The organism is Azospirillum terrae, assembly GCF_053470425.1.
This window is the reverse complement of sequence record NZ_JBPXMR010000001.1, coordinates 1,030,156-1,052,257: the sequence shown is the minus strand read 5'-3', so window position 1 is coordinate 1,052,257 and position 22,102 is coordinate 1,030,156. Positions and strand designations below refer to the sequence as shown.

The 22,102-nt window shown below is 68.1% G+C and carries 23 protein-coding genes; 7 read left to right on the top strand and 16 right to left on the bottom strand.

All coding sequences use genetic code 11. The features are described 5' to 3' along the window. Positions 1 to 73 precede the first annotated feature (73 nt). The gene (locus ACSVDD_RS04970; RefSeq protein ID WP_448188175.1) at positions 74 to 643 is read right to left on the bottom strand and encodes a hypothetical protein; all 570 of its coding nucleotides are present in this window, start codon (positions 641 to 643) and stop codon (positions 74 to 76) included. Positions 644 to 739: 96 nt separating this feature from the next. Between ACSVDD_RS04970 and ACSVDD_RS04965 the strand changes: the two genes are divergently transcribed. Further along, positions 740 to 1,369: a MarC family protein gene (locus ACSVDD_RS04965; RefSeq protein WP_448188174.1), complete on the top strand. Its 630-nt coding sequence runs from the start codon at positions 740 to 742 to the stop codon at positions 1,367 to 1,369. Positions 1,370 to 1,376: 7 nt separating this feature from the next. Here the strand turns inward: ACSVDD_RS04965 and ACSVDD_RS04960 are convergent, their stop codons facing one another. The 14 genes from ACSVDD_RS04960 to ACSVDD_RS04895 form a co-directional block, all read right to left on the bottom strand. Then, positions 1,377 to 2,138, bottom strand: coding sequence for an ABC transporter permease (locus ACSVDD_RS04960; RefSeq protein ID WP_448188173.1), 762 nt, complete (start codon positions 2,136 to 2,138; stop codon positions 1,377 to 1,379). After that, a complete protein-coding gene (locus ACSVDD_RS04955; protein ID WP_448188172.1) occupies positions 2,135 to 3,118 on the bottom strand; it encodes an ABC transporter ATP-binding protein in 984 nt (327 codons plus the stop codon). The genes ACSVDD_RS04960 and ACSVDD_RS04955 overlap by 4 nt, the downstream gene beginning before the upstream one ends. Positions 3,119 to 3,194: 76 nt before the next feature. Next, positions 3,195 to 3,533 carry a HesB/IscA family protein gene (locus tag ACSVDD_RS04950; protein ID WP_448188171.1) on the bottom strand — a complete coding sequence of 113 codons (339 nt, stop codon included), beginning with the start codon at positions 3,531 to 3,533 and terminating at the stop codon, positions 3,195 to 3,197. Between the two features lie 21 nt (positions 3,534 to 3,554). Further along, a complete protein-coding gene (locus tag ACSVDD_RS04945) occupies positions 3,555 to 3,926 on the bottom strand; it encodes an iron-sulfur cluster assembly protein (RefSeq protein WP_448188170.1) in 372 nt (123 codons plus the stop codon). Between the two features lie 11 nt (positions 3,927 to 3,937). Next, on the bottom strand, positions 3,938 to 4,408 hold the full coding sequence (gene sufU / locus ACSVDD_RS04940) for a Fe-S cluster assembly sulfur transfer protein SufU (protein WP_448188169.1): 471 nt from the start codon (positions 4,406 to 4,408) through the stop codon (positions 3,938 to 3,940). After that, positions 4,405 to 5,691, bottom strand: coding sequence for a cysteine desulfurase (locus ACSVDD_RS04935; protein WP_448188168.1), 1,287 nt, complete (start codon positions 5,689 to 5,691; stop codon positions 4,405 to 4,407). The genes sufU and ACSVDD_RS04935 overlap by 4 nt, the downstream gene beginning before the upstream one ends. Positions 5,692 to 5,702: 11 nt before the next feature. Then, positions 5,703 to 7,034 (bottom strand): Fe-S cluster assembly protein SufD, encoded by a 1,332-nt coding sequence (gene sufD, locus ACSVDD_RS04930; protein WP_448188167.1) that lies wholly within the window; start codon positions 7,032 to 7,034, stop codon positions 5,703 to 5,705. Between the two features lies 1 nt (position 7,035). Next, positions 7,036 to 7,788 carry a Fe-S cluster assembly ATPase SufC gene (gene sufC / locus ACSVDD_RS04925; RefSeq protein ID WP_448188166.1) on the bottom strand — a complete coding sequence of 251 codons (753 nt, stop codon included), beginning with the start codon at positions 7,786 to 7,788 and terminating at the stop codon, positions 7,036 to 7,038. Positions 7,789 to 7,821: 33 nt separating this feature from the next. Then, complete coding sequence (sufB, locus tag ACSVDD_RS04920; protein ID WP_448188165.1) at positions 7,822 to 9,306, bottom strand: Fe-S cluster assembly protein SufB; 1,485 nt, start codon at positions 9,304 to 9,306, stop codon at positions 7,822 to 7,824. Between the two features lie 16 nt (positions 9,307 to 9,322). After that, positions 9,323 to 9,781 (bottom strand): SUF system Fe-S cluster assembly regulator, encoded by a 459-nt coding sequence (locus ACSVDD_RS04915; protein ID WP_448188164.1) that lies wholly within the window; start codon positions 9,779 to 9,781, stop codon positions 9,323 to 9,325. 246 nt (positions 9,782 to 10,027) lie between these two features. Then, positions 10,028 to 10,906, bottom strand: a complete 879-nt coding sequence (locus tag ACSVDD_RS04910) for a DUF3618 domain-containing protein (protein WP_448188163.1) — start codon at positions 10,904 to 10,906, stop codon at positions 10,028 to 10,030. Then, positions 10,903 to 11,328, bottom strand: coding sequence for a phage holin family protein (locus ACSVDD_RS04905; RefSeq protein WP_448188162.1), 426 nt, complete (start codon positions 11,326 to 11,328; stop codon positions 10,903 to 10,905). The genes ACSVDD_RS04910 and ACSVDD_RS04905 overlap by 4 nt, the downstream gene beginning before the upstream one ends. Next, positions 11,325 to 12,332, bottom strand: coding sequence for a hypothetical protein (locus ACSVDD_RS04900; protein ID WP_448188161.1), 1,008 nt, complete (start codon positions 12,330 to 12,332; stop codon positions 11,325 to 11,327). The genes ACSVDD_RS04905 and ACSVDD_RS04900 overlap by 4 nt, the downstream gene beginning before the upstream one ends. Before the next feature lie 162 nt (positions 12,333 to 12,494). Continuing rightward, a complete protein-coding gene (locus ACSVDD_RS04895; RefSeq protein WP_448188160.1) occupies positions 12,495 to 13,754 on the bottom strand; it encodes an MFS transporter in 1,260 nt (419 codons plus the stop codon). A 794-nt stretch (positions 13,755 to 14,548) separates the two neighbouring features. On the opposite strand from ACSVDD_RS04895, the gene ACSVDD_RS04890 reads away from it, so the two are divergent. Genes ACSVDD_RS04890 through ACSVDD_RS04880 form a run of 3 tightly spaced genes read left to right on the top strand, consistent with a single transcriptional unit; the run spans position 14,549 to position 17,460 of the window. Then, positions 14,549 to 15,136 (top strand): hypothetical protein, encoded by a 588-nt coding sequence (locus ACSVDD_RS04890; protein WP_448188159.1) that lies wholly within the window; start codon positions 14,549 to 14,551, stop codon positions 15,134 to 15,136. Continuing rightward, positions 15,120 to 15,938: a response regulator transcription factor gene (locus ACSVDD_RS04885; protein ID WP_448188514.1), complete on the top strand. Its 819-nt coding sequence runs from the start codon at positions 15,120 to 15,122 to the stop codon at positions 15,936 to 15,938. The genes ACSVDD_RS04890 and ACSVDD_RS04885 overlap by 17 nt, the downstream gene beginning before the upstream one ends. After that, positions 15,901 to 17,460: a sensor histidine kinase gene (locus ACSVDD_RS04880; RefSeq protein ID WP_448188158.1), complete on the top strand. Its 1,560-nt coding sequence runs from the start codon at positions 15,901 to 15,903 to the stop codon at positions 17,458 to 17,460. Before ACSVDD_RS04885 ends, ACSVDD_RS04880 begins: the two co-directional genes overlap by 38 nt. Positions 17,461 to 17,462: 2 nt before the next feature. Here the strand turns inward: ACSVDD_RS04880 and ACSVDD_RS04875 are convergent, their stop codons facing one another. Further along, positions 17,463 to 17,678 (bottom strand): hypothetical protein, encoded by a 216-nt coding sequence (locus ACSVDD_RS04875; RefSeq protein ID WP_448188157.1) that lies wholly within the window; start codon positions 17,676 to 17,678, stop codon positions 17,463 to 17,465. Positions 17,679 to 17,855: 177 nt separating this feature from the next. Here ACSVDD_RS04875 and ACSVDD_RS04870 point away from each other — a divergent pair, with 177 nt between their 5' ends. The 3 genes from ACSVDD_RS04870 (at position 17,856) to ACSVDD_RS04860 (ending at position 21,994) form a co-directional block, all read left to right on the top strand. Continuing rightward, on the top strand, positions 17,856 to 20,384 hold the full coding sequence (locus ACSVDD_RS04870; protein WP_448188156.1) for a cation:proton antiporter: 2,529 nt from the start codon (positions 17,856 to 17,858) through the stop codon (positions 20,382 to 20,384). A 234-nt stretch (positions 20,385 to 20,618) separates the two neighbouring features. Next, positions 20,619 to 21,512 (top strand): DMT family transporter, encoded by an 894-nt coding sequence (locus ACSVDD_RS04865; protein WP_448188155.1) that lies wholly within the window; start codon positions 20,619 to 20,621, stop codon positions 21,510 to 21,512. Positions 21,513 to 21,616: 104 nt separating this feature from the next. Continuing rightward, positions 21,617 to 21,994 carry a hypothetical protein gene (locus ACSVDD_RS04860; protein ID WP_448188154.1) on the top strand — a complete coding sequence of 126 codons (378 nt, stop codon included), beginning with the start codon at positions 21,617 to 21,619 and terminating at the stop codon, positions 21,992 to 21,994. Positions 21,995 to 22,102: the final 108 nt, after the last annotated feature.

The window sequence follows — 22,102 nt, the reverse complement described above, 5'->3', positions numbered from 1 at the left end:
GGTTCTGGTTAGGTGTGGCGTGGAGCAGCGTCTTCAACCCGGTCAAGCGGCGGATGCCGCTGCTCGATGGCCGTCAGTGCACCATCTCGCCGCGCGCCATGGCGAGGTGGTGCATCTGGTGGTGCCCTCCCTGCGCCATCAGGCCGATGAAGCCGAGGGCGCGAATCTTCGTGGCCTGCCGCGGGTCGGCGGAGGTCACTGTCAGCGTGACGCCGCCCTCCCGCGGTTCGGCCTTCCAGGCCCAGCCCTGCGCCCCGTTCATCTCCCGCGCGTGTGCCGGCAGCATGCGCTGGATCGCCTCCAGCGTGCGTCCGGCGCCGGTCACCTCCAGGCGCAGGCCGCCGTCCACCGGAGTCGGGGCCGCCTGGGCGTGCAGCGTCAGCTCGTTCATGTCGATCAGGTGTTCGCGCAACGCCGAGATGTCGACCTTGCTCCAGTCTGTGTTCGGGTCGGCCTCCAGGATGCCGACGATCTCCTGGATGGCACCGAAGGCGTCCTGGCCGGGCAGGGTGGGCATCGTGCCGGCATGGCGCATGCCCTGGTGGTGGCCAGCATCATGGGAGGCGCGGTCCATCTGCGCCGACGCGGTGCCGGTGGACAGTAGCACGGCGAGGACGGCGAGGGTGCGGGCGGGTCGGCGCATGTCTTCCTCCGGGGGCTGGCTTGACGTTTGGCCCTATTGACGTGGGCGCAGCACCGTTCATAACCAGCAGCCCGGCAGAAGGAAAGGGAGGGTGGCGTGGACGCGTTGGTCAGCGTCTTGGTGGTGTTCTTCGTCGTGGTCGATCCGATCGGCCTCGTGCCGGTGTTCCTCGGCCTGACGCAGGGGTTCGACGCCCGGCGCAAGCGCCTGATCGCGCTGCGCGGCACGGCGCTCAGCTTCACCATCCTGGTGTTCTTCGCCTACCTCGGCCGTTCGGTCTTGCAGGCTCTGGGGATCGGCATGCCGGCGTTCCGCATCGCCGGTGGCGCGCTGCTGTTCTGGATCGCCTTCGAAATGCTGTTCCAGCGCCGCTCCGACCGCAAGGAGAAGGCCGCCGACGAGGCGCGCACCGACGAGGAGGCGCACGACGTGGCGGTGTTCCCGCTGGCGATTCCGCTGATCGCCGGGCCCGGCGCCATCGCGTCGGTCATGCTGCTGATGGACCAGTACGGGAGCAGCGGCTGGCGGGGCCAAGCGACGGTGCTGGGTGCGGCGGCCATCGTGATATTCGGCGCGGCGGTGCTGCTGATGTTCGCCGACGTGGTGCGCCGCTTGGCCGGCCGCACGATGATCCTGACGGTCAGCCGCATCCTCGGCATCGTGCTGGCGGCCTTGGCCGCTCAGACGATCCTGTCGGGCATCATGGCGATTTATCCGCCGGGGTGAGGAAGGCTCATGCCTTCAGCCGGTACCCCGTGCGGAAGATCCACCATACCGCCGTCAGGCACAGCGCCAGGAACGCCGTGGTCATGGCGAGGCTGGCGCCCACTCCGACGTCCGAGGTGCCGTAGAAGCTCCAGCGGAAGCCGCTGACCAGATAGACGACCGGGTTGAACAGCGTCACCGTCTGCCAGACAGGCGGCAGCATGCCTATGGAATAGAAGCTGCCGCCCAGGAAGGTCAGCGGCGTGACGACCAGCAGCGGTACGATCTGCAACTTCTCCCAGCCATCGGCCCAGACGCCGATGATGAAGCCGAACAGGCTGAAGGTCACCGCGGTCAGCACCAGAAAACCCGCCATGACGAACGGATGCGCGATCCCGAACGGCACGAACAGCCGCGCGGTGGTCAGGATGATCAGGCCGAGGATGATCGATTTGGTCGCAGCCGCGCCCACATAGCCGATCAGGATCTCGGCGATGGAGATGGGCGCCGACAGCACCTCGTAGATGGTGCCCGAGTATTTCGGCATGTAGATGCCGAAGGAGGCGTTGGAGACGCTCTCGGTCAGCAGCGCCAGCATGATCAGGCCGGGGACGATGAAGGCGCCATAGCTGACCCCGTCGATCTCCGCCATGCGCGCACCGATGGCCGAGCCAAACACCACGAAGTACAGCGAGGTCGAGATGACCGGTGCGGCGATGCTCTGCGCCAGCGTGCGGAAATAGCGCGCCATTTCGAACGTGTAGATGGCGCGGATAGCATACAGGTTCATGGCCGCGCCCTCACCAGACTGACGAAGATCTCTTCCAGCGAGCTTTGGCTGGTTTGCAGGTCCTTGAAGTCGATGCCGTGCTCGTTCAGGCGCCGCAGCAGGCCAGCGATGCCCGTGTGCTCACTCTGCGCGTCGAAGGTGTAAACCAGCTCGGCGCCATCGGCGGACAGGTCGAGCTGATAGTCGGAGAGGCTGTCCGGCACGCGGTCGAGCGGGCTTTGCAGATGCAGGGTGAGCTGCTTCTTTCCGAGCTTGCGCATCAGCGCGTCCTTGTCCTCGACCAGGATGATGGCGCCCTTGCTGATCACCCCGATGCGGTCGGCCATCTCCTCGGCCTCTTCGATGTAGTGGGTGGTGAGGATGACGGTGACGCCGCCCGCGCGCAGCGTGCGGACCATCTCCCACATGTCGCGGCGCAGTTCCACGTCCACGCCGGCGGTCGGCTCGTCGAGGAACAGGATCTTCGGCTCGTGCGACAGCGCCTTGGCGATCATCACCCGGCGCTTCATGCCGCCCGAGAGCGTGATGACCTTGGCGTCCTTCTTCTCCCACAGCGACAGGTCGCGCAGCACCTTCTCGATGTGGGCGGGGTTCGGCGGCTTGCCGAACAGGCCCCGGCTGAAGCTGACGGTGGCCCAGACGGTCTCGAAGACGTCGGTGGTCAGCTCCTGCGGGACGAGGCCGATGGTGGAGCGGGCGGCGCGGTAGTCGCGGATGATGTCGTGGCCGTCGGCCAGCACCGTGCCGGTGGACGGGTTGACGATGCCGCAGATGATGCTGATCAGCGTCGTCTTGCCGGCGCCGTTGGGACCCAGGAGGGCGAAGATCTCGCCGCGGCGGATCTCCAGGTCGATGCCCTTCAGCGCGTGGAAGCCGGTCGCGTAGGTCTTGGTGAGGCCGCAGACGGAGATGATCGGTGGGGCGGGGGGAGTTGCTGCGGTCGCCGGGGCGGCGGCGATGACGGTGTCGAGGGGGTTCATGCGGCGGACTGTCCGTACGGCTTCACGTGCCCCCACCCTAACCCTCCCCCGCTCAGCGGGGGAGGGGATTTTGGCATCACACGTGGAAGCTCTCCCCGCACCCGCAACGGCCCTTCTCGTTCGGGTTGGTGAACTTGAAGCCCGTCTCGAACTTGTCGTCCACGTAGTCCATCTCCGTGCCGATGAGGAACATGACGGCCGCCGGGTCGATGAGGATGGTGACGCCCTTGTCCTCGACGACCTCGTCGAACTTCATCTTTTCCTTGGCGTACTGGATGTCGTAGCTCATGCCCGAGCAGCCGCGCGCCTTCACGCCGATGCGCAGGCCGACGATCTCGCCCGGCGCCTTCGCCATCAGCGACTTGACGCGCTCGGCGGCGGCGGCGGTCAGGGTGAGGGCCTTCGGGAGTGCCATGGGTCGTCTCGCTCCTTCAGATCAGAACATGTCCAGCTGGATCTTGGCGACGTCCGACATCATGTCCGGGCGCCATGGGGGTTCCCACACCAGATCGATCTTGCATGTGGTGACGCCATCGGCGTTTTGAACGGCCTCCTGCACCTGTTGCGGCAATTCGCCGGCCACCGGGCACATCGGGCTGGTCAAGGTCATGTCGATCTCGACGTCGCCGCCGTCGTTGACGTTCACGCGGTAGATCAGGCCCAGTTCCCAGATATCCACTGGGATTTCCGGGTCGTAGCAGGTCTTGATCGCCTCGACGATCCGCTCCATCAGCACTTCCTTCTCGGAAAGGGCCGGCGGGGCGGAGGCCGTCTGGGCTTCGTTGGTGGTGATCGCGTCCTGGGGCATCTCTGGCTCCGTCACTCGCTCGACGCCTTTTCCTCGCCTTCGATGGCCGCGTTCATCGCGTGCCAGGCGAGGGTGGCGCATTTCACACGCACGGGGAATTGGCGGACGCCGGACAGCACCATCAGCCGGTCCATGGCGTCCTCATCGACGGGGCCGTGGTCGCCGTGCTCGTGGTCATCCTTGGTGCACAGGTCGTGGAAGGTCTCGAACAGGGCCTTGGCCTCTTGCTCGGTCTTGCCCTTGACCACTTCGGTCATCATCGACGCGCTGGCGGTGGAGATGGCGCAGCCGCGCCCCTCGAACGCCACGTCCTCGATGACGTGCTGGTCGTTCAGCTTGACGTACACCGTGAACTTGTCGCCGCACATGGGGTTCTCGCCCTTCGCCTCGCGGTTGGCGTCGGGCGGGTGGCGGAGGTTCCGGGGGTTCTTGCCGTGGTCCAGGATGACCTCCTGGTACAGCTCGCGCAGCTCGTCCATCATGCTCCGAAGAACTCCTTCACCGCCTTGACCGCGTCGACCAGAGCGTCGGCCTCGGCCCGCGTGTTGTAAAGTGCGAACGACGCCCGCGCCGTCGAACCGACGCCCATGCGCTCCATCAGCGGCTCGGCGCAGTGTTGGCCGACGCGGACGGCGACGCCGTACTGGTCCACCACGGTGCCGAGGTCGTGCGGGTGCACGCCGTCCACCACGAACGAGATGATCGCCGCCTTGCCCGGTGCCGTGCCGACGATGCGCAGGCCGTCGATCTCCTGAAGCCGCGCGGTGGCGTAGGTCAGCAGGTCGTGCTCGTGCGCGGCGATCGCCTCGCGGCCGATGCCCTCAACGTAGTCGATGGCGGCGGCCAGCCCGATGGCCTCGGTGATCGGTGGGGTGCCGGCCTCGAAGCGCATGGGCGGCTCCTTGAACGTCGTGCCGGCGAAGCTGACGGACTGGATCATGTCGCCGCCGCCCATGTAGGGCGGCATCGTCTTGAGGAACTCCATCTTCGCGCACAGCACGCCGATGCCCGTCGGGCCGTACAGCTTGTGCCCGGTGAAGACGTAGAAGTCGGCGCCGATGTCCTTCACGTCCACCGAGCCGTGCACCACCGCCTGGGAGCCGTCGAGCAGCACCGGCACGCCGCGCTCGTGCGCGATGCGGACGATCTCCTTGGCCGGCGTGACGGTGCCCAGCACGTTGGAGCAATGGGTGATCGCCACCAGCTTGGTGCGCGGGCCGAACAGCTTGGCATAGGCGTCCATGTCGAGCACGCCGCGGTCGTCGATGGGCGCGACCTTGAGCACGAGGCCCTTCGCCGCCTGCGCCAGCTGCCACGGCACGATGTTGGCGTGGTGCTCCATGACCGAGACGATAATCTCGTCGCCCGGCTCCAGATGGGTGCGGGCGTAGCTGTACGCCACGAGGTTGATGGCTTCGGTGGCGTTGCGGGTGAAGACGATGCCGTCGCGGCTGGGGGTATTGAGGAACGCCGCCACGCTGTCGCGCGCCGCCTCGAACCGGTCCGTTGCGCGCTGCGACAGGAAGTGCACGCCGCGGTGGATGTTGGAGTAATCCTCCTCCATGAACCGCGTCATGGTGTCGATGACGTGGCGCGGCTTCTGGGCGCTGGCGCCGCTGTCCAGATAGACGAGCGGCTTGCCCGGAGCCGGCTTCTTGCCGATGCGCTCGTGCACGGTGCGCGACAGGATCGGGAAGTCGGCGCGGATGCGCTCGACGTCGTAAGGGGCGGCGGGCCGTTCAAGCGTGTGGGCGATGTCGCTCATTACACTCTCCTTTACCGCGCGCTCAGCCATCCGGTCACGAAGCCCTGGAAAGCCTCGCGGATCGGCTCCTCTGGAATCTCGTCCAGCGCCTCCGCCAGGAAGGCGGCGATCAGCAGGGCGCGCGCTTCGTCCTTGGGGATGCCGCGGGCGCGCAGGTAGAACAGCGCCTCATCGGCCAACTCGCCGGCCGTGGCGCCGTGGCTGCACTTCACGTCGTCGGCGTAGATCTCCAGCTCCGGCTTGGAGTCGATCTCGGCGGTGTCCGACAGCAGCAGCGCGCGGTTGAGCTGGTGCCCATCGGTCTTCTGCGCGCCGGGATGCACGACGATCTTGCCCTGGAACACCGCGCGGCCGTGGTCGTCGATGGCGCCCTTATAGACCTCGCGCGAGGTGCCGTGCGGCTCCTTGTGCTCGATCACCGTGGTCGTGTCGCAGTGCTGGTGGCCGCCGATCATGTAGGCGCCGTTGACGTTGCAGCTCGACCCCTGGCCCAGCGCCACGCGCACCTCGTTGCGGGCCAGCCGCGCGCCGGTGGTCAGGATGAAGTTGTCGTAGCAGGCGTCCTTGCCAACCTTCGCCACGCTGTTGGACAGGTGGAAGGCTTCCGAGCCCTCGCGCTGAACCTTGTAGTGGCGCAGGATGGCGCCCTCGCCGACATAGGCTTCGGCAACATGGTTGGCGAAGGTGGCGCCGACGCCCAGGCCAATGTGGTGCTCGACCACCACGGCCTTGCTCTGCGGCTCGGCGATCAGCAGCGTGCGCGGGTGGAAGGCGACCGGGCCGTCCTCGGACCCCAGCGACACGAAGACCAGTTCGATCGGCTCGGCCACCTCGACCCCGCGGCCGATGCGCACCACGGCGCCATCGGCCAGGAAGGCGGTGTTGAGCGCCACGAAGCGCTGCTCGTCCGACACCGCGAGGCGGCCGAGATGCTCGCCCACCAGATCCGGGCGCCTGGTCAGTGCGTCGGCGAGGCCGAGCAACTCGACGCCCGCCGGGATGCCGGCGGTGGAGGACAGGTCGGCGCGGAAGAAGCCGTCCACGAAGACCAGGCGCGGGCCATTGCCGACGTGCGGCAGAACGTCGAAATGCACGCTGGCGGCGGCCGGCTTGGCGGGCTGGAAGGCGACCTTCTCCAGGGTCTTGAGGCTGGTGTACTTCCACGCCTCGACCTTGGTGGTCGGGAAGCCCAGCTGGGCGAAGCGGCTGCGGCCCTGCTCGCGCAGCTCACGCACCCAGGACAGCGCCGCACCGGGCAGTTCGCCCTTCACGCGGTCGTACTGTTCCAGATAGGGCTGGGCCGGCGCCGGGTCGCCGTAGCGAGGGGAATGGGTGACCGTCATCTCACGCCGCCTCGTCGATGCCGAAGTCCTTGTAGCCGTTCTTCTCCAGCTCCAGGGCCAGTTCCTTGCCGCCCGAGCGCTGGATCTTGCCGAACGCCAGCACGTGCACGTAGTCCGGCACGATGTAGTCCAGCAGGCGCTGGTAGTGGGTGATGACCAGCATCGAGCGGTCCGGCCCGCGCAGCGCGTTGACGCCATCGGCGACGATCTTCAGCGCGTCGATGTCCAGGCCGGAGTCCGTCTCGTCGAGGATGGCGAACTTCGGCTCCAGCACGGCCATCTGGAGGGTCTCGTTGCGCTTCTTCTCGCCGCCGGAGAAGCCGACGTTCACCGCGCGCTTCAGCATCTCGTCGGTCATGCCGAGCTGCGTGGTCTTGGCGCGGATGTGCTTGAGGAACTGCATGGCGTCCAGGTCGCTCTCGCCTCGGCGCCGGCGCATGGCGTTGATGGCGGACTTGAGGAACGTGGCGTTGGGAACGCCGGGGATCTCCACCGGGTACTGGAAGGCGAGGAACACGCCCTCGGCGGCGCGCTCTTCCGGCTCCAGCGCCAGCAGATCCTGGCCGTAGTAGGTGACGGAGCCCTTGGTGACCTCATAGCCGTCACGGCCCGCCAGCACGTAGCTGAGCGTGCTCTTGCCCGACCCGTTCGGCCCCATGATGGCGTGCACCTCGCCGGGCCGGATCGTCAGGTCGATGCCCTTGAGTATCTCCTTGCCGTCCACCGTGGCGTGCAGGTTCTTGATTTCGATCATCGTTTATCTTCCCTCACTCACCATGGCGGGCGGTCAGCCCACACTGCCTTCCAGGCTGATGCCCACGAGCTTCTGCGCCTCGACGGCGAACTCCATGGGCAGTTCCTTCAGCACTTCCTTGCAGAAGCCGTTGACGATCAGCGACACCGCGTCCTCCGCCGCCAAGCCGCGCTGGCGGCAGTAGAAGAGCTGGTCCTCGCTGATCTTCGCCGTCGTCGCCTCGTGCTCGACGCGGGCCGAGCGGTTCTTGCTCTCGATGTACGGCACCGTGTGGGCGCCGCACTGGTCGCCGATCAGCAGGCTGTCGCACTGCGTGTGATTGCGCGCCCCTTCCGCTTTGGGCAGGATCTTCACCAGCCCGCGGTAGGTCTGCTGCGCCTTGCCGGCCGAGATGCCCTTCGACACGATGGTCGAACGGGTGTTCTTGCCGATGTGGATCATCTTGGTGCCGGTGTCGGCCTGCTGGCGGTTGTTGGTGATGGCGACCGAATAGAACTCGCCCACCGAATTGTCGCCTTGCAGGATGCAACTCGGGTACTTCCAGGTGATGGCCGAACCGGTCTCCACCTGCGTCCACGAGATCTTCGCGTTGACGCCGCGGCACGCACCGCGCTTGGTCACGAAGTTGTAGATGCCGCCGACGCCGTTCTCGTCGCCCGGATACCAGTTCTGCACCGTCGAGTACTTGATGGTGGCATTATCCAGCGCCACCAGTTCCACCACCGCGGCGTGCAGCTGGTTCTCGTCGCGCTGCGGCGCCGTGCAGCCTTCCAGGTACGAGACGTAACTGCCCTCGTCGGCGATGATCAGCGTGCGCTCGAACTGGCCGGTGTTGGCCTGGTTGATGCGGAAGTAGGTGGACAGCTCCATCGGGCAGCGCACGCCCTTGGGGATGTAGACGAACGACCCGTCGGTGAACACCGCCGAATTCAGCGTCGCGAAGAAGTTGTCGGTGTATGGCACCACCGAGCCCAGATACTTCTGCACCAGCTCGGGACACTTGTGCACTGCTTCGGAGATGGCGCAGAAGATGACGCCGATCTCTTCCAGCTTGGCCTTGTAGGTAGTCGCCACCGAGACGCTGTCGAACACCGCGTCCACCGCCACCGCCGGGCTCTGCCCTTCGGTGCCCTCGACGCCGGCCAGGATCGCCTGCTCCTTCAGCGGGATGCCGAGCTTGGCGTAGGTCTTCAGCAGTTCCGGGTCGATCTCGTCGAGCGACTTCGGCTTCGCCTTCATCTTGGGCGCGGCGTAGTAGTACGCGTCCTGGTAGTCGATGGGGCCGTAGTTGAGCGCCGGCCAGTGCGGCTCCTCCATGCCCTTCCAGGCCTGGAAGGCGCGCAGACGCCACGCCAACAGCCACTCCGGCTCTTCCTTCTTGGCGGAGATGAAGCGGATGATGTCCTCGTTCAGGCCCTTCGGCGCCATGTCCGACTCGATGTCGGTGGCGAAGCCGTACTTATACTTCTGTTCCGCGAGGGCGCGGACCTGATCGGCCGTGTCGGTGCTGGCAGCCATGGCTCTCTCAAACTCCCTAGGCGTTACCCTGCGCGAGCGCCTTTGCCGGTTCGGAAACCGGCGGCGTCCACACGGGGGCCATCATGTCGGCGAGCGTCACCTGCTCCAGCGCGGAGCGGATCGCCCGGTTGATCTTTTCCCAGCCGCCCCGCATGGGGCACAGGTTCTCCACGCCGCACTCCTCGCCGGCCCCCTCGACGCACGCGGTGAGCGCGATGGGGCCGTCCAGGGCGACGACGATGTCGGCGATGCTGATGGCCTCGGCCGGGCGGGACAGCGCGTAGCCGCCCGACGCCCCGCGGTGCGAGGTCATCAGCCCGGCCGTGGTCAGGCTCTTCATCAGCTTGGCGACCGTGGGGGTGGGCACGCCGGTGCGGTCGGCCAACTGGGTCACGGTGTGAACCGCACCCACTTGGCGCGCCATCTCGCTCATCACCACGATGGCGTAATCGGTCAGCTTGGAGAGCTTGATCATGGCCGGGTTTAATCAGGACTAATTCGGTACTGATTAATTGGCCAAACCCGACCGGAAGTCAAGCGAAACGCTAGGGCATTCGGCCCCGCGGGACCGTCCGAATATACTAGACCGGGGCGGTACAGTATGTGGTGCGACGTTCTGTCGCACCATTCGTAAAGCCATCATCCCCGCGAAGGCGGGGATTGCGAAAAAAGAGACAGGGGGCGAGGGGAGGGCGCGTGGCCCTCCCCTCGGCTCATGCCCTTACGTCGGCCGGTCCATCTGCTCCTTGGCGGCGCCCTTCACGTCGTCGGCGGCCTCGGAGATGTGCTCGCGGGCCGCTTCGGCAGCCGCTTGGGCGGCGCGGGTGCCGCGCTCGATGGCGTCCTGCGCGGCTTCCTTGGCCATGCCGGTCACCTGACCGGCGTAATCGCCGACCCAGCGCTCCTCATACCGCGTGGACGGGATGCTGGCGCCCAGCGCCGCTCCCAGCGCCACGCCCATTACGCCGGCCACCAGCGGATGGTCCTCCACCAGATCCCAGAAGCTGGTGGTGACGTGGCCGATCTGGCGGCTCATCGAGCTGGTCATCGACCGGCCCGACGGCTGCCCGCGCCCACCCTGGTAGGATGCGCCACGGCCCGCCGGGCCGCCGCTGCGGCCGTCGTAAGTATCGCGGCCGGTCATGCGGCTGGCGGCGTCGCCGGCCTGATCGTAAACGTCGCCGGCCATGTCGCCGGCCCGGTCGTAGAGGTTGCCGGCGGCGTCGCGCACGCTCTCGGCCGCGCTGTAGAAGGTGTCGCGCGCGTAGCGGGCAGTGGAGCCGGCGGTGCTGCGCACGCTGCGCATCGCGCCGCTGTGGGCGATGCGCTGGTCCATGCCGCTGCGCGACAGCAGCATCCAGCCGACGCCCAGGCCGATCATGGCGAGGGGCACGGGGTTGCCCCGGACCATGTCGCCCATCGACGACGCTCCGCTGCTCATCCGGTTGGTCATGCGATTCATGGTCTGCTCCTTGAGGGTGTGGGGCGAGAGGCGATGCCGGAGCTGGTCCAGCGTGCCGCCGATCCGCGACTGGCGGTCGCGGATCTCGCGCTGCATGGCGTCGTAGTCGGGGCTGGTGGGGTCATCCTGGCGGGTCATCGGCTGAGCTGGCTCCGTGCCCAGTCCTTGTCGTCGCGCAGGGTGTCCATGGTGCGGCTGGGCTGCAAATTCTCCGGGCGGAGCCTTGAGCGGCCCATCAGCATCAGCGCCACACCCAGGCCGACCACCACCAGCCCGACGATCAGCGCCGCCAGCCACGGCTTGACCACCAGCGACAGCGCCAGCACGGCGCAGGCCAGCAGCACCAGCAAGCCGGCAAAGGCGATGAAGCCGCCCGCGGCGATGAACGCCGCGCCGCCGGCTGCTTGCCCAGCCTTCTCGCTCAGCTCGGTCCTGGCGAGTTCAAGCTCGGTGCGGATCAGCCCGGTCATGTCGCGCGCAAGGTCGGCGAACAGCCCGGCCAGCGAGCGGTTGGCCCGCGGATCGTAGCGCCCGTAGTCGCGATCCTCGGCTGCGCTCATGGTTTGAACTCCTGGGGCTTGGCCTCCTGGGGCTTCGCCGCGCCGGCCGGAGTGGCGCCCATGGTCTGAGTCGGGGTGCCGGCGCCGGTCACCGGTTCGGCGGTGTTCGGGTTGGCGCGGCTAGGCTCGTTCCTTGCGGTGTCGGCCTTCGGCGTTTCAGTCTTGGCGGGTTCGGGCGAGCCGCCGGCCATCAGTTCGGCCGCATCGCGGATGCCGCTGCCGGTGCTGGCCGTGTTGCCGACGCCGGAGGAGGCGTCCGAGGAGGGGCGCGACCGGCCGGCACCGCCACCGCCCATACCGCCACCGCCCATACCGCCACCGCCCATACCGCCACCGCCCATACCGCCACTGCCCATGCCGCCACCGATGGCGCCGCCACCGCCGGCCGAGCGGGCGCTCGCCGGGTAGGAGCCGCCGATGTTCTGGCGCTCGTTGGAGAAGTCATAGGTGCCGCGTGGACGGCCACCGCCGCCACCGCCACCGCCGCCCATGCCACGCCCGCCGCCCATCTGGCCGCGGCCTTGCTGGCCGGCCATGTCGCGTTGGCGCGTCAGATCGGCCATGCGGATGCGGTCGCCGGAGCTTTTGATGAAGCGGGCGAACAGGAAGCCGACGCCGAACGCCGCGCCCAGGAAGATTTCCGGCTGGCGGCGGGCGAAGCTCTCGACCTGACCGACCAGATCGTCCACCGACGAGTTGCGCAGGGTGTCGGCGAACTGGCCGACGCGTTCGGCGGCGATGTTGGTGTAGCGGGCGGCGGTGCCGTTGTTCTCGGCTTCCAACTGCTCGGCGGCTTGGTGCAGGGCTTGAGCGACGCTGCCGATCTGGTCGGCGGCGCGGTGGCTCTGCTGTTCGAAGACGGTGCGGATGCGGTTCTGGGCGGCGCCCAAGCCCTCGCGGCCGGCATCCGTGGCCTCCTGCTGCGCGCGGCCGAGCGGCCCTGAGGACTTGTTCTCCTGACCGCCCTGACCCGAGCCCTGACCCGAATTGTCGCGCGTTGCCATCGTTATCCTCCTGGGGATGTCGTTCGTGTGCGGGCTTGGTTGCCTTCGCGGAAACTCGCCCCTTAAACAAAGGGCGAAGGTCAGGGTTCCGAAGGCAGCCCGCCGGACGGATCGGGGGAGGCGTGGAGGAGCGGGGGTACCCCGAACCGAACGATGTTCGGTTCAAGCGGTCGGCGCCTCCACCACCGGCTGTGCGCTGCGGCGCGGCCAGAGTTGCCAGAGCAGCGCCGCCACCTGTCCCGCCACCACGATGCCCAGCGCCAGCCGGTGCCCCTCCGGCGCGTAGCCGCCGTGCGCGCCGGGCGGGAAGGCGCCGATCACCGAGCCCAGGCCCCATTGCAGGGCGAACGCCACCACGAACATCAGCAGGTTGGCGGCGGTGTTGACGCGCCCCGCCATCTCCGGCGCGAAGCCTTGCGACAGGATGGCGTAGATCATCACCGAGGCGCTGGCGAACAGCGGGTACAGCACCCACGCGACCACCGGCGGCAGCGGCAGGCCGAGCAGCAGCGCCACCTGCACCACGGTCGCCAGCACGATGCCGGTGGTCGCCACCGTCATCGGCGGCAGGCCGCGGCGGCGCAGCGCTTCGGAGGCCAGCGCGAAGCCGGTGTAGCCGGCGACCATCGCCATGGCGGCGTATTGCAGGTGGGTGGCGACCTCCTGCTTGTCGAAGCCCTCGACGTCGCGCAGCCACGGTCCGGCCCACAGCGCCATATAGGCCATGAAGGCGCCCTGCATGACCACGGCGGGCGGCGCCATGCGCCAGAAGGTCCGGCTGGAGAATACCTCGGCGGTGCCGCGCAGCAGCGCACGAAAGGTGGTGCCGCCGCTGCGGCGTGGCCGTTCCGGTACCACGACGAACAGCAGCGCCGCGCACGCCACGGTGACCAGAGCCAGACCGAGGAACAGGCCGCGCCAGTCGGTGACGGTCATCAGCGCCCGCACCGGGGTGGTGGCGAACACGGCGCCCAGGCCGCCGCTCGCCATGAACAGGCCGTTGACCATCGGCAGCCGGTCCACCGGCCACCACATGACGTTGGCGGTGATCGCCGCCATCAGGCAGGCCGACACGCCGATCCCGATCAGCGCCCGCCCGACCGCCAGCGTTCCCAATCCTTCGCCCACCGAGAACAGCGCTGCTCCGGCGGCGGCCACCAGCAGCAGCGCCGTCTCGATCCGCCGCGGCCCGAAGCGGTCGAGCAGGAGGCCCAAAGGCGCCTGGAACGCGCCGAACGCGAAGAAATAGGCGCTGGTCAGGAACCCCAGCCCCGCCGCGGTGATGCCCAGCGACGCGGTCAACTCGTCGGCGATGACGGCGTTCACGGTGCGGAACAGGTAGGACATGAAGTAGCCGACGGCGAACGGCGCGAAGACGCGCAGGATGCGGTACGGCACGCTCGGACGTTGCTGGTCCGTCACGGGTGACCTCGGTGGCTCATTGTCGCTGCGACGGCCATCCCCGGCGGAGACTCCGTCCCTCCCATTGTGGGGTAGGGTGCCCCGGCCGGGGTATCCCCGCAAGGACTAACCCCACGATTTCGCCGCAAGCCAAACCCTTGACGGCGGAGCGGGAGAGGCGCACGCTCATGGGGTGAACGATTGTGCTCTCTCAGCATTGATCGCTCGCCGCCGACCAGCCTGACGGCTCGGCCGGAAACGCAGCTGGATAATAGCGGCAACGTCCGGCCCCACAGGGGTTCCTCGGAACGACGTGTTGCCCATCCGGCTGAACGGCGGTGGGGCCCCATGTCAGGGCGGCTCCACCGCCGATTGCTTTTCTGGGCTCCCAAGCTTTTTCTCCACCGCCCCTGACGCATGGCCGCGTCGGCGTGGATGCCCGTGTCGAGCACGGGCATGACGCAGTGAGAGGGGCGGGGATAGTTGGGGCAGGGGAAATCCTCCCATGCACACTCCCCTGCGCCGATTCCCCTTTCCCGCATTGTCACCGAACGGTCACGCCAATTAGGTTGAAAACCGAAACAACTCGTCAGCAATGAGTTGGGCTGTTTTTGCATATGTCCGCTGTTTGCCTGGGCAATGTCAGAAAAATGTGCCCATTGCTTTGCAATAAGGTGGTAGCTCTCCGGCATTTAACCCGTCATTAACCAGCTTGGACTGATCTTCTGGTCACCGGAGGCGGGAAGTGTGGCGGAAACGCCGCGAATGATCCCCGCGAATTCGACCACGATGTTTGAAAGGTCCGGACCATGACCATGACCGGCACCATGCACGAAGTGGCTGGAGGAGTCGGCACCGGATGCCGACGGTGCGGGGCAGGGCTCGTTCTGGCGGTTCTGCTGCTGGCCGGGTGTCCCGGCACGACCACCAACCCGGACATTTCCACGCTGCCCTCGCGCACCAACGCAAAGGGGCCGCTCGCTGCCAGTCAGCCGCCGTACCCGAAGGCCAAGCCGACGGTGCGCGCCGAGGTTCCGCAGGGCGGAATGGGCAGCATGGCCAGCGCGATGACCAACGGAATTGCCAACGGAATTGGGGGCGGCATCGGCGTCGCCATGGCCGCCCCGGCCAAACTCGAACCGGAAGCGCTGATGGGACTGGACCAGCGCCAGACCAAGCGTCTCCTGGGTGTCCCTGCCGCCATGGAGGAGCAGTCGCCCGCCAAGGTGTGGAGTTACGCCAACGGCGCCTGCACCTTGAAGGTCTTCTTCTTCATGGACCTGTCGTCCCAAGACTTCCGAGCCCTCTCATATGATGTGAAGAGCAACGAACATGTCCCAGATGTCGATCAACGATGCTTCGCCCAACTGCTTGCCCAAGCCGGGGATGGCAGCCATGAGTAGCGCAACGCTGGCGCGTGTCGCGCTGGTCGACGACGACGACCTGTTCCGGGAGTCGCTCGGCCTCAACCTCGGCGACGAGGGTTTCGAGGTGGTGTCCTTCGACCGCGGTGAGCCGGCGCTGGACTTCTTCGCCACCGGCGGTCAGGTGGACATCGTCCTCCTGGACTGGCGCATGCCGAAGATGGACGGCATCGACGTGCTGCGCCAGATGCGCGCCCGCGGCATCGAAGTGCCGGTCATCTTCCTGACCGTGCTCTCCGATCAGATCTATGAAGAGGCGGCGCTGTCCGGCGGTGCGCTGGACTTCGTCGAGAAGTCGCGCAGCCTGTCGATCCTGCTGAAGCGCATGCGCCTGATCATCGACGGCACCAAGGCCGGCGGCGAGGAGGCGGCGGCCAACGACGCCGGCGGCGTGCACACTCTGGGCAAGCTGGAGCTGCGCCTGGACAACAGCCGTGCGCTGTGGGACGGCACCCGTGTCGACCTGACGCTGACCGAGTTCAACATCGTCCGTCTGATGGCGACCCGGCCGGAGGAGGACGTCTCCTACCGCGAGATCTACGACCTCGTGCACGGCAAGGGATTCCTGGCCGGCTATGGTCCCTCGGGCTACCGCGCCAACGTGCGCGCCTTCATCAAGCGCATCCGCCAGAAGTTCCGCGCGGTGGATGCCGAGTTCGACTGCATCGAGAACTATCCGGGCTTCGGCTATCGCTGGGGCGACGGGACGGGACAGCATTCCGGCAACAATGAGGACGCGGACGTTGGCATCCTCGATGACGCTGCCGCTGCTGCGGAGTAACGTCGCCCGGACCCGGTGGCTGTGGCGTTCGCTGGCGAGCCGGCTGGCGCTGCTGTCCATCGTGTTCCTGGCCGTGCCGGTGCTGATCTACGATCAGTTCCGGCGCGCCGACGAGACGAGCCAGACCCTGCTGCTGCAAAGCGCGCAGCAGCAGGGGCGGTTGATCGCGCGGGCGATCCAGCCGGACCTGGCGCGCGCCGACCGGTCCAGCCTGCCGCAGATGGGGCAGGCGCTGAGCCGCTTCGCCGACGACCGCACGCGCCTGCGCCTGCTGGTCCGTCCGCGCACGCTGTCCGGCGGCGAGGGCTTCTTCTATGTGGGCGCCGCGCCCTCCGTCCCCACCGCCGACCTCGACGCCGAGCGCCGGCAGCTGGTGGAACAGGGCGTGCTGGACCGCCTCGGGTCGAGCTGCGAGGGCAACGTGCCGCTCGCCATGCGCGTGCCGCGCACCTCCGGCACCGAGGAGGTGCTGACCTCCATCACACCGATGAACACCAATTTCGGCTGCTGGGCGCTGGTCACCAGCAACGGCACCGAGGCGTACCTCGACTCCTCGCTCGGCCGGCCGTACTGGAAGACCGCCACCGTGCAGGCGGCGGCGCTGATCTACGTGGTCATGGCCGGGCTGGTGCTGGCGGTTCTGCTGGGCGTCATGCGCAACCTGCACCGCTTCGGCGACCTTGCCCGCGACATCGTCGGCGGCGAGGTGCCGGGTGAGAACTTCGCCCAGCGCAACACCGTGCCCGAACTGTCCGGCGTGGCCGAGGCGTTCGACAAGCTGGTGGAGACGCTGCGCCAGTCCGCCATCTCGCTGCGCCGGGCGGCGGAGGACAACGCGCACGCCTTCAAGACGCCGATCGCCGTCATCCGCCAGTCCACCGAGCCGCTGCGCCGCGCGGTGCCGGAGGGCGACGTGCGCAGCCACCGGGCGCTGACGATGATCGACAAGTCGCTCGACAAGCTGGACGGTCTGGTGTCGTTCTCGCGCCGCATGGACGAGGCGACCGCCGACCTGCTGGAGCCGCCGCGCAGGAAGATCAACATGTCGGCGTTGGTCGAGCGCATGGCCAACAGCTACACCGGCCTGCTGGCCGAGCGGAAGCTGCACATGCGCTCCAGCATCCAGCCCGGTGTGGTGGTGCGCGCCAGCGAGGACATCCTGGAGACGGTGGTCGAGAACGTGGTGGAGAACGCCGTCAGTTTCTCCCCCGCCGACACCACAGTCAGCGTCCGTCTGACCCGCAACGGCAACACCGCCGAGCTGACGGTGGAGGACGAAGGGCCGGGTGTGGACCCCGGCAATTTGCCGCGCATCTTCGAGCGCTACTTCTCGCAGCGCGAGGCCGGCAAGGGCATGCCCGAGGCCGACCCGACCGGGCAGACGGCGGAAGGGACGCATTTCGGCATCGGGTTGTGGATCGTGCGCCGCAACGTCGAGGCAGTGGGCGGCACCATCGTCGCCGAGAACCGCCGGGAGAGCCAGGGCTTCCGCATGAGGATCGTGCTGCCGCTGGTGGGGTAGCCTCAGCTCGCCCCGCCGAAATGGTCTTGCTCGTCGCGGACAAAGACCGGGCGGGGCGGGGTGGAGCGCGGCGGCTCGACCACAGTCTGCACCAACGGCGGCTTCGGCAGGTCGGCGGTCGCGAACAGCGCCTCGAATCGCAAAGGCGTGCCGGCCAGCATCTGCATCAGCACGGCCGCCGCGACCAGGGGGATCAACGCGTCTTCGGGCCGGGTCATCTCCCGCTCCTTGCCTGAAGGACCTGGACGAAGCTTACATCATGCTTCGCTCATGTCAGCCCCGATAAAGGCACAAGGTGCGGGCTATGCCTCCGCCGAATGTCCCAGCCCTTGGCCTTGCTGTTGCCACAACCCGTGTCTAGGTTTGGCCAATTCGGAAGGGGTAGCGAAGGGGCCATGCACGCGATCGTCGTCACCGTCCTTGGTGTGTCCGGGCTGCTGGTGCTGGTCAGCGCGCTGCCGCCGCTGGCCGCCCGGCTCAGGATTCCCTACACCGTCCTGCTGGCGGCGGCCGGCATCGCGCTGGGCGCGCTGATCCAGGGCGCCACGTCGCTGGACGCCATGGCCGGGCCGCTGGGCGACTTCTTCAAGTCGCTGTCCGGCCTCGACCTATCGTCGGAAACGCTGCTCACCATCTTCCTGCCCGTTCTGCTGTTCGAAACGGCGCTGGCCATCGACGTGCGCCGGCTGATGGACGACCTCGCGCCGATCCTGATGCTGGCCGTGGTGGCGGTGTTCGTCTGCACCTTCGCGGTCGGTTACGCGCTGTGGGCGGTGACGCCGCTGGGTCTGGTGCCGTGCCTGCTGCTGGGCGCCATCGTCGCCTCCACCGACCCGGCGGCGATGGTCGGCATCTTCCGCGACCTCGGTGCGCCGCGGCGTCTGACCCTGCTGGTCGAGGGCGAAAGTCTGCTGAACGATGCCGCGGCCATCGCGCTGTTCACGCTGCTGCTGGGCATGCTGACCCGGCGCAGCGACGGTGGCGCCATGGAGGCCGCCGTGGACTTCCTGTGGAGCTTCGGCGGCGGTGCCCTGGTCGGCGTCGTGTGCGGGCGGGTGGCGTGCGTGCTGGTGACGCCGGTGCACGACCAGCCCATGGCGGAAATCACGCTGACGGTGGCGCTCGCCTACCTCAGTTACCTTCTGGCGGACCACTATCTGGACGTCTCGGGCGTGGTGGCGGTGGTCGCCGCGGCGCTGGTCGTCGGCTCGGTCGGGCGCACGCGCATCTCGCCCGACACCTGGCAGGCGCTGGAGCATGTCTGGCGGCAGTTGGGATTCTGGGCGAACTCGCTGATCTTCCTGCTCGTCGCCCTGGTGATCCCGCACATCGTCGAGCACGTGGCGTGGAGCGAGGCCGGCTACCTGCTGATCGCCGTGCTGGCGGCGCTGGCGGCGCGCGGCGTGGTGCTGTTCGGCCTGCTGCCGGCGCTGTCGGCGCTGGGGCTGGCGCAGCGCGTCGGCCACGCCACCAAGGCGGTGATGCTGTGGGGCGGGCTGCGCGGTGCGGTGTCGCTCACCCTCGCCATGGCGGTCACCGAGAACGCCCGCGTGCCGCAGCACGTGCAGGAGTTCGTCGCCGTGCTGGCGACCGGTTTCGTGTTCTTCACGCTGTTCGTCAACGGCACGACGTTGCGCCTGGTCATGCACCGGCTGGGGCTGGACCGCCTGTCGCCGGTCGAGCGCGCCATGCGCAACCGGGCGCTGGCGCTGTCGCTGGCCGGCGTGCGCGAGCGGGTCGACGGCCTCGCCCGCACGTACGAAATCGAGGAGCCTGCCACCGAAAGCCTGCTCGGCCACTACGCCGAGCGCCTGGACGCCATCGACCGCGAGCGTCAGGAGGAGGCGCCGCTGTCCGAGGCCGAGCGCGTCACCATCGGCCTCGTCATCCTGGTCAACCGCGAGCAGGAGCTGTACTTCGCCCGCTTCCAGGAAGGCATTCTGTCGCGCGGGGTGGTCGAGTTCCTGGCCGGCCGCGCCGGCCGCACGCTGGACGCGGTGAAGACACAGGGGCGCGACGGCTACATGGCGGCGGCCGACGGGGTCATCGACTTTTCCTTCTGGATGCGGGCGGCGAGCTGGCTGCACCGGCACTTCGGCATCCAGCGGCCGCTGTCGCGCCGGCTGGCCATGCGGTTCGAGGTGCTGGTCTCCGTCCGCATGGTGCTGCGCGAGTTGATCTCCTTCAGCCGGCACCGTCTGGCGCAGGTGCTCGGCCCGGACAGCGCGGTCGAGCTGGAGGGCCTGCTGGCGGTGCGCCTGGACCATGTGGAGAAGGCGCTGTCGGCATTGCGCCTGCAATACCCGGACTACGCAGTCGTCCTGCAGAACCAGTATCTGGGCCGCGCCGCGCTGCGCCTGGAGGCCGCCGACTATCGCACGCTGCACGCCGAATCGGTGATCACCCAGGAAGTGCTGAGCGATCTGGAGCGCGGCATCGCCCGCCGCCGCCGTGCCCTGGAGCAGGCGCCGCGGCTCGACTTGCGCCTGGAGCAGAACGAGCTGGTGCGCCGGGTGCCGATCTTCGCCGGTCTGGCGCCGGAGCGCGCCGCGCGGATCGTCAAGCTGCTGAAATCCCGCCTCGTGCTGCCGGGCGAGACCATCGTGCGGCGTGGCGAGCGCGGCGACTGCATGTTCTTCATCGCGTCGGGCGCGGTGGAAGTGCTGGTGCCGGGGCTGGAGATGCAGGTCAAGCTGGGCACCGGGGATTTCTTCGGCGAGATGGCGCTGCTCAACCGCCAGCCGCGCAACGCCGACGTGCGGGCGCTGGGCTACTGCCAGATGCTGATGCTGGAGGAGAAGGACTTCTGGCGTCTGGTGCGCCGCGACCCGACGCTTCGCACCCACATCGAGGAGGTCGCCGCCAAGCGCCGCGTCCGCCCCGCGCCGCCGCCGGTCATGGCGGAGGTTCCGGCGGGGGACTAAAAAGCCCCTCTCCCCTCGCGGGAGAGGGGTTGGGGAGAGGGGGGGCGGCCGAAAGGCCGGAAAAGAGTCTTTCTCCGCCCTGCCGGGCGTAAATCCCCCTCTCCCCAACCCCTCCCCCGCAAGGGGGGAGGGGCTCTTGTAAGGCGTCGGCGCAACCCACCCCTGCCGTCGCAAGCCCTTCCCACCGCCTCGCCGACCGCTTAAAGAACGAACAAAGGCCGGGAGAGAGGGACGATGGTGGAGCACGCTGCCGGCGAGGCGCGGTCCGACTGGGTGCGGGTGATGCCCGCCGTGTTCGTGCTGCTGTGGAGCACCGGCTTCATCGGCGCCAAGTTCGGCTTGCCCTACGCCGAGCCCTTCACTTTTCTGCTGTTGCGCATGCTGTCGGTCGCGGCGCTGCTCGGCGTGGTGGCGCTGGTCATGCGCGCACCCTGGCCGCGGAACTGGCGCATGGCCGGGCACATCGCCGTGGCCGGGCTGCTGGTGCACGCCGTCTATTTGGGCGGCGTCTTCTTCGCCATCGCCCACAAGGTGCCGGCCGGCATCGCCGCGCTGATCGTCGGCGTGCAGCCGCTGCTGACCGCGGCGCTGGCCAGACGGCTGCTGGGCGAACGGGTGTCGCCGCGCCAATGGGGCGGCCTGCTGCTTGGCCTGATCGGCGTCGGGCTGGTGGTCAGCGAGAAGATCACGCCGGGCGGCGGCGGCAGCCTGGCCGGATACGTGGCGGCGGTCGCGGCGCTGGTCGGCATCACGCTGGGCACGCTGTACCAGAAGCGCCATTGCACCGGCATGGATTTGCGCACCGGTGCGGTCATCCAGTACGCCGCCACCGCCGCCGCCTTCGCGGTGCTGGCGCCGCTCACCGAGTCGATGCGGGTGTCGTGGACCGGGGAATTCGTGTTCGCGTTGGCGTGGCTCACCATCGTGCTGTCGGTGGGGGCGGTGTTCCTGCTGTTCGCCCTGATTCGCCGAGGCGCCGCCGCGCGGGTGGCGAGCCTGTTCTATCTGACGCCACCCGTCACGGCGGTGGTGGCCTGGGCCATGTTCGACGAGCGGCTTGGTGTGATTGCGTTGGCCGGGATGGCGATGACGGTCATGGGCGTTGCGCTCGTCAACCGCGCCGCGTAATGCTGGAAGAGACTTCGTGACTTGCGGTGTTCGGTGTGTGTATTAATTCTTAGGCAGGGGAACGGACCGGGATGACCGGTTCTGCGATGATCGGCAGGGGCGCCATGGAGACTTTCTCTCTCGAAGACAACCGTACGCTCCAGGCCATCGGCATCCTGGCCGACGTGCTGGACGGCGTTTCCGTCCCCGGCGGGCTGGACACGGTGCTGGTGTCGAAGGCGCTGCGTCAGGTGGTCGCCACCAAGTCGCAGCCGGCGTTCGATTTCGCCAGCCGCGCCTTCAAGACGCTGGACCCGGCCGTCCGCCGCAAGGTGGCGGAAGACGCCGACACCGCCGCGCGCGACAGCGTCGAACTGCGTGGCCGCGTCGCCGGCTTCCTCGGCACAGCACCGCCCAAGGAGCGTGGCCCGGTGGTCCAGTCGTCGACCACCTTCCTCACCGCGCTCAACCTGCGCAGCAAGCGGCGCAAGCCGGAGGCGTAAGCACTCCCTCCCTCGCCCCCGGCGGGGGAGGGAAGGGGCCCGCGAAGCGGGAAGGGTGGGGGCTACGGCCTCACCGACAGTCCAGAAAGCCCTGGATTCCCGGCTAGA